The organism is Halorubrum sp. FL23 (assembly GCF_052439115.2).
GTDB classification, from domain to species: Archaea; Halobacteriota; Halobacteria; order Halobacteriales; family Haloferacaceae; genus Halorubrum; species Halorubrum persicum.
This window is the reverse complement of the sequence record NZ_JBQVRO020000004.1, coordinates 88523-100879: the sequence shown is the minus strand read 5'-3', so window position 1 is coordinate 100879 and position 12357 is coordinate 88523. Positions and strand designations below refer to the sequence as shown.

At 70.8% G+C, this 12357-nt stretch carries 11 protein-coding genes and 1 pseudogene; 4 read left to right on the top strand and 8 right to left on the bottom strand.

Going from position 1 to position 12357, the window contains the following annotated elements:
- Window positions 1–14: 14 nt before the first annotated feature.
- Window positions 15–230 (top strand): annotated as a pseudogene (locus ACT4MF_RS06435) (DUF7552 domain-containing protein); the annotation flags it as partial.
- Window positions 231–253: 23 nt separating this feature from the next.
- On the opposite strand, the gene ACT4MF_RS06430 reads toward ACT4MF_RS06435, so the two are convergent.
- Both ACT4MF_RS06430 and ACT4MF_RS06425 read right to left on the bottom strand, forming a co-directional pair.
- Complete coding sequence (locus ACT4MF_RS06430; protein WP_444682148.1) at window positions 254–1357, bottom strand: TrmB family transcriptional regulator; 1104 nt, start codon at window positions 1355–1357, stop codon at window positions 254–256.
- A 22-nt stretch (window positions 1358–1379) separates the two neighbouring features.
- Window positions 1380–3599 carry an alpha-amylase family glycosyl hydrolase gene (locus ACT4MF_RS06425; protein ID WP_444682149.1) on the bottom strand — a complete coding sequence of 740 codons (2220 nt, stop codon included), beginning with the start codon at window positions 3597–3599 and terminating at the stop codon, window positions 1380–1382.
- A 103-nt stretch (window positions 3600–3702) separates the two neighbouring features.
- Here ACT4MF_RS06425 and ACT4MF_RS06420 point away from each other — a divergent pair, with 103 nt between their 5' ends.
- Window positions 3703–5829 (top strand): DUF7997 domain-containing protein, encoded by a 2127-nt coding sequence (locus ACT4MF_RS06420; protein ID WP_444682150.1) that lies wholly within the window; start codon window positions 3703–3705, stop codon window positions 5827–5829.
- A 105-nt stretch (window positions 5830–5934) separates the two neighbouring features.
- Here the strand turns inward: ACT4MF_RS06420 and ACT4MF_RS06415 are convergent, their stop codons facing one another.
- The 4 genes from ACT4MF_RS06415 to ACT4MF_RS06400 all read right to left on the bottom strand — a co-directional run bounded on the left by ACT4MF_RS06415 (window position 5935) and on the right by ACT4MF_RS06400 (window position 8651).
- On the bottom strand, window positions 5935–6117 hold the full coding sequence (locus ACT4MF_RS06415) for a DUF7511 domain-containing protein (RefSeq protein WP_099254059.1): 183 nt from the start codon (window positions 6115–6117) through the stop codon (window positions 5935–5937).
- A 201-nt stretch (window positions 6118–6318) separates the two neighbouring features.
- Window positions 6319–7137 carry an imidazole glycerol phosphate synthase subunit HisF gene (hisF, locus tag ACT4MF_RS06410; RefSeq protein WP_444682151.1) on the bottom strand — a complete coding sequence of 273 codons (819 nt, stop codon included), beginning with the start codon at window positions 7135–7137 and terminating at the stop codon, window positions 6319–6321.
- Window positions 7138–7234: 97 nt separating this feature from the next.
- A complete protein-coding gene (locus ACT4MF_RS06405; RefSeq protein ID WP_444682152.1) occupies window positions 7235–8221 on the bottom strand; it encodes a glycosyltransferase family 2 protein in 987 nt (328 codons plus the stop codon).
- Window positions 8222–8378: 157 nt separating this feature from the next.
- Window positions 8379–8651: a MarR family transcriptional regulator gene (locus ACT4MF_RS06400; RefSeq protein WP_099254056.1), complete on the bottom strand. Its 273-nt coding sequence runs from the start codon at window positions 8649–8651 to the stop codon at window positions 8379–8381.
- Window positions 8652–8894: 243 nt separating this feature from the next.
- On the opposite strand from ACT4MF_RS06400, the gene ACT4MF_RS06395 reads away from it, so the two are divergent.
- Window positions 8895–9692, top strand: a complete 798-nt coding sequence (locus tag ACT4MF_RS06395; protein ID WP_444682153.1) for a class I SAM-dependent methyltransferase — start codon at window positions 8895–8897, stop codon at window positions 9690–9692.
- 1 nt (window position 9693) lies between these two features.
- Here ACT4MF_RS06395 and ACT4MF_RS06390 read toward each other — a convergent pair whose 3' ends face one another.
- Both ACT4MF_RS06390 and ACT4MF_RS06385 read right to left on the bottom strand, forming a co-directional pair.
- Window positions 9694–10110: a TRAM domain-containing protein gene (locus tag ACT4MF_RS06390; RefSeq protein WP_099254055.1), complete on the bottom strand. Its 417-nt coding sequence runs from the start codon at window positions 10108–10110 to the stop codon at window positions 9694–9696.
- A gap of 60 nt (window positions 10111–10170) precedes the next feature.
- On the bottom strand, window positions 10171–10821 hold the full coding sequence (locus tag ACT4MF_RS06385; RefSeq protein ID WP_099254054.1) for a helix-turn-helix domain-containing protein: 651 nt from the start codon (window positions 10819–10821) through the stop codon (window positions 10171–10173).
- Window positions 10822–10913: 92 nt separating this feature from the next.
- Here ACT4MF_RS06385 and ACT4MF_RS06380 point away from each other — a divergent pair, with 92 nt between their 5' ends.
- On the top strand, window positions 10914–12332 hold the full coding sequence (locus ACT4MF_RS06380; protein WP_444682154.1) for a cytochrome P450: 1419 nt from the start codon (window positions 10914–10916) through the stop codon (window positions 12330–12332).
- The last annotated feature ends 25 nt before the right edge of the window (window positions 12333–12357 follow it).

The window sequence follows — 12357 nt, the reverse complement described above, 5'->3', positions numbered from 1 at the left end:
GGAGGTGACATCACGTGATCGGAACGACGCTACTCGAGATCAGCGACCACATCGAATCGCTCGCGAGCGAGACGGGCGAGTACTCGCTCGTCTGTGCGCGGTACGGCGACCGACCGGTCCCGGCGGCCGGGCTCCGGTTCGAGAGCCGGCCGGTCGCGCGCGCCGCGGCGCGCGCCACCGAGCAGTACCGCGACGCGCTTCGCCGGTACGACCCGCGGCTGCCGTACTACGTTCCCCGTCCGCGCTCGCGCCGTTACTCGTCGCCCGCCACGTTCCCGGCGTCCGTCTCGTCGGGTCCGCTCTCGTCTGCCTCGATCCGGACGAGATCGGCCTCCACGTCCTCGACGAACGCGCCCTGTCCCCCGACCGTGACGGTCTCGCCCTCGTCGGTCTCGACGACGAGCGAGTTTTCGACGGGGAACTCGTTGGTCGTCGGCTCCACCATCCCCTGTTTCGACTCGACGACGCGGCCGCTGACTTCGACCGGCTCGTCGTCGTCGGTCCACCGGCCTCCCACGGTGACGTGGGGCGTCTCGCCCGCCCGGAGCCGGAGCGTCGCCTGGAGGACGGTCTGCCTGAAGTTCCCGTACTCGGCCGGGATCGGCGCGGGGTCCGCGGTCGCGACCTCGCTCGCGGCCGGCCAGTAGTTCCCGAGGAACGAGCCGGCGATCACGGGCGCGAGCTGCTCCTGCGAGAAGTGGATCGCCTGCCGGTCGGTGTTGGACCGGCGCAACAGCTCGGGGGGGACGACGACGCCCGCCGCCGCGTCGACGGTGAGCAGGGTGGGCATCGCCTCGCTCCACGTCCGAACGACGCTGGCGACGCCGTCGAGTTCCCCTTCGATATCTTCCGCGGTACCGGCGTCGGAGACGATGAGCAGCACGAGCACGCCGCGGTCGACCGCCTCGACCAGGGAGTCGCGGATCTCGGGGAGGTGGCCGGCGGTGATAGACAGCGTCACCTCGTCGACGGCGTCCGCGAGAAGCGACCGGATTCGCTTCGTCACCGTCACCCGAGACTTGATCACCTCGAACTGCTCGGTCTGCCGCTCGACCCGCGAGAACCGCTCCTCCAACGCGGGGCGGATCGCGTCCACGTCCGCGCGGAGCCGGTTTATCACCTCGTCCGGCGGGTTCGCACGGATCGTCGTCGGCACGACGTGGTCGTTCACCTCGACGAAGCCGCGCTCCGCGAGCGACTCGCTCACGCTGTAGACGTAGCGTTTCGACACTCCCGCGGCGTCGGCGATGGTGCTCGCCTTCGCCTCGCCGTGCGCCAAGAGGCTGAGGTACGTGTCGATCTCCTTATCAGAGAGTCCGAACCGGCGGAGAAGATCGTTCAGCGTCCGGTCGTCCATGTGACGGTGATGCGCGTGGGTATTACTTATAAGGGTCGTCTCGATCGCCGCGACGACACGCATCGGAGGGGGGCGCCTCCTCCCGAAGGACGGCGACGCTCTCGACCGTGACCTCCCCGTCGATCCGGGCGGCCCCGTCGCCCGCGAACAGGTCGGCCTCGAACGTCGGCGGCACGGCCACTCTCGCAGGCCGGTCGGCGAAGTTGATGACGACGAGGACCGAGTCGGCCGTCGTCGTGCGCTCGTACGCCGTCACGCGCTCGGGGTCGCCGTCGACGACCGACACCCCGGCGGCGCGGCCCTCGAAGTCGACGGCGCCGTCCCGAAGGAGCGGTTCGCGCTCGCGGAGCGCGGCGAGGTCGCGGTGGAAGTCGGTGAGGGCGTTGTCGCCGTCGTGCCACCGGATCGGGCCGCGGTACGTCTCGTTCCCCCGCTCCTGGCCGGCGTATATCATCGGCGCGCCGGGAAGCGTGAACGTCGCCGCGGCCGCCGCTTTCAGCGCCCATAACCCGTACTCCGCGAGGTAGCGCTCCTCGTCGTGGTTCTCGACGTAGCGCATCTGGCGGCTCGGGTCGTCGAAGCCGAGCCACTCGGCGCGGTCGAACGCCTCCGAAATCGCGTCCGCGGGCGCCTCGCCGGCGCCGACCTTCCGGAGCACGCCGTACAGCGAGGTGTCGTAGTGGATGTCGAACTCCCCCTCGCCGTAGAAGGGGTCGTGCGGGAGCGTCTCGTCGAGCAGGAGGAAGTCGTCGGGCACGCGCTCGCCGACCTCCTTCCAGAAGCCGTGGGGGACCCCCCACGCCACGTCGGCGCGGAAGCCGTCGACGACCGCGCTCCACTCGTCGACCACGTCGAGGAGCCACTCGCGGACCGCCGGACTGTCGAAGTTGAGGTTCGGGATCCGCCGCCAGTTGAAGTAGTACTCGGGCATGTCGCCGTCGGCGAGCTCCGCCCAGTCGGTGTCGGTCACGTCGAAGGTGCCGTCGGTCCGCCGGTAGTGGTCGGCGTACGCGTCGACGCCGGCGGCGTGCATCTGGAAGAAGGGGTGGTCGCGGGAGGTGTGGTTGATCACCAGGTCGAAGACGACCCTGATCCCCGCCTCGTGACAGGCGTCGACGAGCGACTCGAACGCCTCGCGGTCGCCGAGGTCGGCGGCGGTGTCGCCGTAGTCGGTGACGTGGTAGCCGTGCTCCGTCGGCGAGGCGAGCACCGGCGTGAGCCACAGCGCGTCGACGCCGAGGCTCTCGATGTAGGGGACCCGCCGCTCGATCTCGCGGAACGTCGTCGGGAGGGTGTCGCCGGCGAACGACCGGACGAACACCTCGTAGATCGTCGGCGAGTCGGCCCACTCGGGAGGCGCGTGAGGGTCGCTCACCGCGATCGACCCCCCTTCGTCTCGCTCGATCCGAACCGTCTCCCCGGCGCCGTACCGGTCCGCGTGGGGGACGGCGTGGATCCGGATCCCGCCCGCGAGGTCGTCGGGGAGCTCCGCGAGCGGGACCGAGAGGGTGTCGCCCGCCGTCAGCGACTCGATCCGCGCGACCGCCTCGGGGGCCGCGTCGCGGTCGTCGACGAGGAAGTCGACGGCGACGGGGGAGTCGCCGCCGTTTCGGCCGATCTCGCCGTCGCCGTCCAGGTCGGGAGGCGCCGCGGCGTCGGCGTCGATCCGGACGGACGGGCCGCTCCCGGCTTCACCGTCGACGACCGTCGCCGACAGCGAGACGCGCGGTCGGCCCGGTCCCGGCACGGTCACCTCGTCGCTGTGCACGTTGCCGGGGTCGTCGTTGGCGACGAAGCTGAACCCGTGGCGGCCGGGCGGGACGCGGACCTCGTACACCCAGTCGTCGCCGTCGCGCTCCGGGCGGTCGCGCGCGAGCAGGCGGTCGTTGTGAGACCACATCAGCGAGACGCGGTCCACGTCCCCGTCGTCGACCGGGAGGTCCGCGGCGGGGACGCGGAGCTCGACCGACCGCCGCTCGTCGGGGTACGCGCGCACCCGCTGTCGATGCGTTCCGTCCGGCGCGTCGAGCGTCAGGACGTACGTGCCGGGCACGTCGGGGCGGAGGTGGACGACCGGCGCGTCGGCACGGCTCGTCTGGCCGAAATCGAGGACGCCCCCGTCGCTCTCCTCGGGCGCATCGCGGAGCGTCCACTCGTAGGTGCCGTCGGGATCGGGGTTTCGCGGAGCCAACTCGACGGAGTCGCCGACGCTCGTCGTGCGCGGCGGACCGGGTTCGTGCATACGGGCTACCGGCGTCGCCCCGGCTTGAGGGTTTCCGTTCTGCGAATGAATGAATAATAATTACACCAAAACTTCATACGCGGTGGGGTCGTTTACCCGCGTAATGCAACTCCGCGACGCGCTCGACGACTACAAGCGAAACACCGGGCACGCCACCCGGTTCCCCGCCGAACGCCGAACCGTCACGGGTCGCTTTTCGGGCGGCGACGGGCGACTCGTCCACGTCGACGCCGGCGGCGAACTCCGCGACTTCGGCTACCCGCTGACCGGTCTCACGGGGCTCGTCCGATCGCGTGTCGGCCTCGCGGTCGGCGACGAGGTCACGTGGCTCGACGAGGTCGCGACCGAGCAGCGCTACGTCGGCGAGACGACCCTGATCGAAACCGTGCATCGCACCGACCGCGGGAGGGTGACTCGGTACGACGCGACGATCGGCGACGCCCACATCACGCGCGCGGCGATCGACGTGGGCGACGACGGGCACGCGAACGTCGACCCCGACGACCTCTCCCTCGTCGTCTACGCCCGGTTCGCGCCCGACGGGCGCGACGACCGCCTCGGCCAGCTCCGGTACGACGACGCGGTCGAGGTGTACCACGACGACGAGCACGACTTCCTCGCGAGCGACACCGGCTTCTCCGACCTACGCGGCCAGCTCCCGGCGACGTTCGCCGAACTGCTCGACGACGCACCCACCGACCTCCCGCGGGACCGCGACGGCGACCGCTACGAGGAGGAGCGCCTCTCCGGCGAGGTCATCGCGGACGTACCCTTCGAGAACGGCGTCGCCACCGTCGGCACCCTCCTGACCGACCGCGAGGAGACGACGCGCGGGGCGGCCCGCGACCGGCTCGCGGAGCTGTTCGACGAGCTCGACGACCCCGACGCGCTCGCCGCGGCGGCGGGTGGGACGACTCCCCCGGTCCCCGACTCCGTCCCGGCTCGGGAGTCGATCGTCGCCGACCTCCGGGTGCTGTCGCTGCTCTCAGCGGAGTCCGGGCTCCGGATCGCCGGCCCCGACTTCGACCCCTTCTACGCGACCTCCGGCGGCTACGGCTACACGTGGTTCCGCGACGACGCCGAGATCTCGACGTTCGCGCTCGACGCCGACGACCGGCTCGGGCTCGGGCTCGACGACTGGCACGCGCGCTCGGCCGAGATGTACGTCGCCACCCAGCGTCCCGACGGCTCGTGGCCCCACCGCGTGTGGCCCCGGAACGGCGCGCTCGCACCGGGGTGGGCGAACGCGCGCATCGAGGACGGCCCCGACGTCGACTACCAGGCCGACCAGACCGGGAGCGTCATCGCCTACCTCGCGCAGGCGCGCGCCGCAGGCGTCGACGTGCCGGACCTCGACCGGACCCTCGTCGCCGCGCTCGCCGGGCTCGACGAGACGCTCGCGGCGGACGGCCGCCCGGTCGTCTGCCAGAACGCGTGGGAGGACAGCGCCGGGCGCTTCGCGCACACGACCGCGACGTTCCTGGAGGCGTACAGCGAGCTCGCGCTCCACGGCGAGACGCTCGACGCGGACTCGCTCGACGCGGCGAGCGGCCTCGACCGCACTGCCCTCCCGGATGATCTCGCCGCCCACGCCCGCGATCAGGCGACGCGCGTGTACGACGCCCTCGACGATCTGTGGGTCCCCGAGCGCGGCTGTTACGCGCTCCGCGAGACGCCGGAGGGCGCGATCGACGACCGGCTCGACTCTTCGACGCTGTCGCTGGCGAGCGCGCACCGGTCGTTCGACGCGCTCGGCGGGGGCGACGAGGGTGAGGGGGCGGGTGCGGTCGACGACGAGCGCCTCGACCGCCTGGTCTCGCACGTCGAGACGGTCGTCGACGGGCTCACGCACGAGACCGACGACATCGCGGGCCTGATCCGGTACGAGGGCGACGGCTGGCGGCGGGCCGGCCAGCGCTCGGAGAAGGTGTGGACGGTCTCGACCGCGTGGGGCGCGAACGCCTGCGCCGAGCTGGCCGTCCTGCTCGCCGACCGCGGCGACCCGCGCGCGGCCGAGATGGTCGAGCGCGCTCGGGAGCTGCTCGCCCAGGTCTCGCCCGGCGGAACGCTCTGCGAACCGACGAGCTACCTCCCCGAACAGTTCTTCGACGACGGGACCCCCGACAGCGCGACGCCGCTCGGATGGCCCCACGCGATCCGGCTGGCGACCGTGGCGCTGCTCGAAGATGAACTCCCGCAGTTCGCTGACCGCGTCGCGGCCGACGACTGACGCTTCGCCCGGCGCGTTCCCGTCGGTACCCACTTATGAACCGACGCGAAGCGCCTGCCGCGCACGAGATCTCACCACCGCCGCGTAACAACCGACGCGCCGGCCCTACCGCCACTCCTCCGCCGGCACGCAGTCCTCCGCTCGGACTGTGATCCACCGGGTCGTCCGTTCGTCGGGATCGCGGTCCCGCTCGAAGAACGTCACCTCCTCGCCGTCGGAGTCACCGTCAGTCCGCTTGCAGACGAGCTCCGACTGCTCGGCACGGATGCGCGCCGATGACGTGGACATACGTGACGATTCGTCCCCGATCGGATAATAAGTATTGGTTTTCGGTCGTGATCAACGAAACAACCGTCGTCGATGGCGGAGATTAACCGGGATCCGAGTGAATCACGGCCCGCCTCCGCCGTCACGTTGCCACGCCGGATCGCCCCGGCCTACAGCTGCCCCGGACCGTCCCCGCCTACAGCCGTGCCAGACCGTCCCCGCCTACAGCCGCACCGGCACGCCGCGCTCGTCGAGGTACGCCTTCGTCTCCTCGATCGAGTAGTCGCCGAAGTGGAAGATGGAGGCCGCGAGCCCGGCGTCGGCGTTCGCCTCGGTGAACACCTCGTACATGTCCTCGGGAGAGCCACAGCCCGACGAGGCGATGACGGGCGTCGAGACGGCGTCGCACACCGCCGTCATCAGCGGGATGTCGTAGCCGTCCTTCGTCCCGTCCTTGTCGATGGAGTTGACGAACAGCTCGCCGGCGCCGCGCTCCTCGGCCTCCATCGCCCACGAGACGGCGTCGATGCCGGTGCCCTCGCGGCCGCCCTTCTTGGTGCACTCGAACCACACCGCCTCGCCGTCCTCGTCCTCGTAGAAGTGCTCGCCCTCGTCGTCGTACCGCCGGCGGGCGTCGACCGAGATGACGATACACTGGCTGCCGAACGCCGCGGCCCCCTCCTCGATGAGCTCGGGGCGCTCCAAGGCGCCGGTCGTGATCGACACCTTGTCCGCGCCGGCGCGGAGCGTCTCCTTGATGTCGGCCTTGGTGCGGATGCCGCCCCCGACCGTCAGGGGAATGAAACACTCGTCTGCGACCGCGTTCACCACGTTGAGCATCGTCTCGCGGCCCTCCGCGCTCGCCGTGATGTCGAGGAAGACGAACTCGTCGGCGCCCGCGGCGTTGTACTTCTTCGCCAGCTCGACCGGGTCGCCGGTGTACTCCAGATTCTCGAAGTTGACGCCCGTGTACACCGCCGCGTCCCCGTCGTCGTCGAGGTCGACGTCGATACAGGGGATGATCCGCTTCGTGAGTCCCATTCGTTACCGGCCGTTGGCGGCGGTCGGGGTTAAAAGGCCCGGGGCCGCTCTCGTCGCGCGGGTTCCGCCCGGCGCGCGGTCCGCTTCCCGCGCACCGTCACTCCTCCGACGCTCGCCGGTCGTACTTCGCGACGGCGCGGTCCGCGCGCTTCGAGATGCCGTTCGGGTTCCGGGCCGGGCTCCGGTCCCGGCTCCGCGCGACGAGCCCGTCGGAGCCCCCGCCGGCGAGCCCGAAGAGCACGTCGCGGCCGGTGGCGACCCACCGCGACGGGGTCGACTCGCCGCGGAGCACGTCGCCGGCGGCCCCGAGCGCGTCGGCCACGGCGTGCGTTCCGGCCCGCGCGGCCACGGTCGGCCGGACCCCGTAGTTCTTCAGGAGGCGATAGGCGAGCGCCCGGTACTTCCACCCCCACTCGCGGGCGGTGCGCCCGCCGTCGGCGGCGGTCGGGTTCGGGAGGGCCTTGGCGACCGCCATCTCCTCCTGCCACCCCACGGTCCGACCCATCTGCGCCAGCCGATGGGCGGCGTCGCGCGCCCCGCCGGTGTTGAGGTACTCGTCGAAGCCGTCCAGGTCCCGCAGCGACTCGTGTCGGAAGGCGACGTTCCCCCCCTCGAAGTACGTCACCTCGGTGTTCGCGATCGTCCGTCGCTCCGGGCCGCCGCGGGCCTCATCGCTGTTTCGACGCTCCCCGTCCGGCCTCTCGTCGTCGCGCTCTTCGCCGTCGCGTTCCGCCTCCGGATCGATCGGCGTCACCGGCCCGGTCACGGCGTCCGCGTCGCCGAGCCCGGTGCGGACTGCCTCGAGCCACCCCGCCTCGATCCGGTTGTCGTAATCCACGAGGGCGATCGCGTCGCCGGTGGCGACCTCGATGCCGGCGTTGCGGGCGACGTTGACCGTCCGATCGGAGATCTCCACCAGCACGTCCACGTCGTCGCGGTCTCGCACCATCCCGGTGGTGCCGTCGGCGGAGGGTCCGTTGGCGACGATCACCTCCGCCTCGGGAGCGTGGGCCGCCAGCGCGTCGAGGCAGGCGCCCAACCGATCCCGCCCGTTGAGGGTGGGCACGACGACCGAGAGGTCCATACGGTCGGATATCGAGGCCGAGGATTAAAAAGAGATCCGTGCGGACCGACCGCGAGGCTGCGCCGAGACCGATCGACGGGCGGGCAGAGAACCGTCGGCGCGCGGTCGACGGGGGACGTTCGATCGCCGGTCTCGTCCCGGCGGCCGGTGCGCGCGTTCAGATCGTCAGGTAGTACACCTGCTTGCGCGCGTCCTTGAAGCTGTAGCGGGAGTCGACGAGCCCCTCCTCCTCCAGCCGGTTGAGCGCGTAGCGCACGGTCCGGTCGGGGAGCAGCGACTCGTCGGCGAGGCCGCCCTGCGAGAGGGGGGCGTCGCCTTCCAGCACCTTGGCGACGAGCTTGGCGCTCGGGGGCAGTTCGCGTAGGCGATCGCGGTACTCGGACTCCGAGAGACGGTCTTGGTCAGCGGTCTCCGCGGGACTGGTACTCATATCTCATGTCCAACCTGCGCCTATTGGTAAAGGTTGGCTACATATTGGGCAATCTGATTGGAATAATATAATGTGTTAATATCACAGCTCGGGCGGCGATCACTCCCGATCCGTCGGGCGGATTGTGGCGCGGTAACGTGTCCAGTCCGCCGATGAGCGCCGAGTCGTCGGGGCCGCCGTCGCCGAGCGATCGCCGATCGCATCCAGTACGGTTTTGTCGGTCGGGCGTGCAGTACGGACAACGTGAAGGGACAGGACTGGTACCAGGCCGACGAGGTCGCGGAAGAGTACGAGGACGTACGGTTCTCCGGTGGCGGGGAGCTCATCGACAGACGCGAGAAGGAGGCGGTCCTCTCGGCGCTCGGGCCGATCGAGGAGGGACACCGCGTGCTGGAAGTCGCCTGCGGGACCGGTCGGTTCACGACCATGCTCGCGGATCAGGGCGCCGACATCGTCGGTCTCGACATCTCCCGCGAGATGCTCGAACAGGGGCGGCAGAACGCGGCCGAGTCGGGGCTCTCGGACACGGTGGAGTTCGTCCGCGGCGACGCCTCCCGGCTCCCGTTCCCGGACGACCACTTCGACACGGTGGTCGCGATGCGCTTTTTCCACCTGATGGACGACCCGGTTCCGTTCGCCCGTGAGCTGCGCCGCGTCAGCGCCGATCAGGTGTTCTTCGACACGTTCAACAGCCGCAGCCTGCGGACGCTGTACACCTGGCTGCTCCCGATGGGGTCGCGGCTCTACTCCGAGCGGCAGGTCGTCGACATGCTCCGGGCGGCGGAGCTGACGCTCGCCGGCGAGGAACACGACTTCGTGCTGCCGTACGGCTTCTACCGCGAGCTTCCGGGTCCCGTCGCGAAGCCGTTCCGGATGGTCGACGGGCTCGTCGGCAACACGATTCCGGGCGACTACGTGGCGTCCGTCTCCTACTGGGACGCTCGCGTCTCCGGGACCTCCGACGACAGCGACCCCGCAGACGGCGGCTCCGCCGTCGACGACGACGCCGCGGAGTCCGCCGACGCGGACGCCGCTCGGTGAGCTACGCCGACTCCTCCACCACTTCGCCGACCGCGAAGTTCGATTTGACTTCCGTTACCTCGATTTTTACGCGCTCGCCGACCTCCGTCTCCGGGACGATGATCACGTACCCGCGCTCGACGCGGGCGATCCCGTCGCCCTGCTTCCCGAGGTCTTCGATCTCGACGTAGCGCATCTCGCCGGGCTCGACCGGGGGTTGGGGCCCGTCGTCGGCGCGGGACGCCGAGGTGTCGACGCTCTCGTCGGTCGCCTCGGCCGTCTCGGACTCGGATCGTGAGATGAGCGCGACGCGGTAGGTCTCGCCGGGCTCCAGCGAACCGGTCTCGATCTCTCGTCGCGGGACCTCCACGACGTACTCGCCGTCCTCCTCGCGAACGTCGGCGCTGAACAGACAAAGGAGCTTCTCTGAGATCTCCATAGTAGACTCCAGCGAAACGTGGAGACGGACCAGTATAGTTGTACCGCCGACACGCGCCGCTCACCCGGCGAGGAAGGCGCCGACCAGCGCCGCCTCTCCCTTCCGGAGGTGGGCGCCGGCCGTCGACGGCGAACACCCGATCGCCTCGGCCACGTCGGCGACCGACCCGGTCCGTGGCACGTCGTAGTACCCGACGCGGCGCGCGGCGCGGAGCGCTTCCCGCTGGCGCTCCGTGAGGTCCGCGCCGGCCAGCCGTCGGCCGCCGCCGTACGACCCGATCCGCTCGACCGAGACGTCGATCGGGTCCGGCACGGCGGAGAGAACGTCCCGCAACTGGTCCGGCGGGCCGATCACCCCGAACGAGAGCCGGCCGCCCGCCCGGAACGCGATCGGCGGCACGGAGAGGAACTCCGTGTCGACGAACGCGCCGAGGAACGTCTCCAGCGGTCCGCCGAGCCGGTCGTACGCCTTGAGGTAGAACGCGTCGTCGCCGGGCGCGGTCTCGAAGCGGTCGATCGAGTCGATCGCCCGCAGCCGTTCGAGGTACCGCTCTCGGGGGGCGACGACGCGGAACAGCGTGACGAACGTCTCGTCGGGGAGCCGTCGCCACGTCAACAGGTCGGACCGCCACCCGTCGCCGTCGTCGAGGAAGTCGTGCATCGGATGCCGCACCGACGGGGGAAACGCGAACTCCACGCGAACGTATCGCATACGGTTCGTGGCGGCCGCCGTCACTTGAATCTTAAAAACACACGGACTGATCCGTGCGAAGGCTCAGCGGTTTCCCTCGGTGATCCGTTCGTATGGGAGACACGACACGCCCGCCGGACCCCGGCGGGCTCCCGGTGCTCGGAAACGTCCACGAGATCGCGAGCGACGCGCTCGGGTTCTACGAACAGCGGTCCGCCGAGCACGGCGGGGTCGTCCGGTACGACGTGTTCGGCACGGAGAGCTACCTCGTGACCGACCCCGAGGCGATCGGGCAGATCCTCGTCGAGGAGCACGACCGGTTCGTGAAAGGCGAGATGCCCCGCGAGCGGCTCGGTGGCCTCCTCGGCGACGGGCTGTTCCTCGCCGAGGGGGAGGCGTGGCGCGAGCAGCGCACGGCGATCCGGTCGGCGTTCTTCCGCGAGCGGGTCGCCGCCTACGGCGACGCGATGGTCGACCGCGCCCGCGAGACGGCGAACTCGTGGGAGGACGGCGCGGTCGTCGACGTACACGCCGCGTCCACCGAGTACGCGTTCGCGGTTCTCGCGGAGAGCCTGCTCGGAAGCGATATCGAGCGCGAGCGCGAGACTGTCCGGGCGGCGTCCGCGGCGATCACCGACCGGTTCGACACGCGCCGGCTGACGTCGTTCCTCCCCGAGTGGCTGCCGACGCCGGCGAACCGACGGTACCGCCGGCGGCTCGACGCCCTCCGCGAGACGATACGCGGGCTCGTCGCGGAGCGCCGCGCGGCCGACCCGCCGGCCGATCCCGGCGCCGCGGACGACCTCCTCGGCACCCTCGTCGCGGCCGCGGAGATGGGGGCGCTCGACGACGGCGAACTGGTCGACAACGCGGTGACGTTCCTCTTCGCCGGCCACGAGACGAGCGCGCTCGGGCTGACGTACGCGCTGTACTGCCTCGCCGACACCCCCGAGTTTCAGGCGCGGGTTCACGCGGAGGTCGCGGCGCTCGGCGCCGATCCGACTCCCGCCGACCTGCGCGAGTGTCCCGCCCTGACCGCGGCGGTCGACGAGGCGCTCCGCCTGTACCCGCCGGTCCACTCCTTTTTCAGGGAGCCGACCGAGCCGGTCTCGCTCGGCGGCTACCGCGTCCCGGCCGATGTCGTGCTCACGCTCTCTCCGTGGACGGTCCACCGCGACGGGCGCTGGTGGGACGACCCCGAAACGTACCGGCCCGAGCGCTGGCTCCGCGAGACCGACGCCGGCGAGACGGTTCACGGCGACGACCGCCCCGGACCGGCGGTGGGGGAGCGCCCCGAACACGCCTTCTTCCCGTTCGGCGGGGGACCGCGCCACTGCATCGGCATGCGCTTCGCGCGACAGGAGCTTCGCCTCGCGGTCGCGACGCTGCTCCGCCGGGTGCGACTCGAGCCGGTGACGACGGAGCTGTCGCTGCAGGCGAGCGTGAACACCCGCCCGGAGGGTCCGGTGCGCGTACGCGCTCTCACGCGAGACGAGCAGCTCGACCCGGACGATCCGTCCGATACCAGTTGACAAACAATCATATGTACTTCGACAT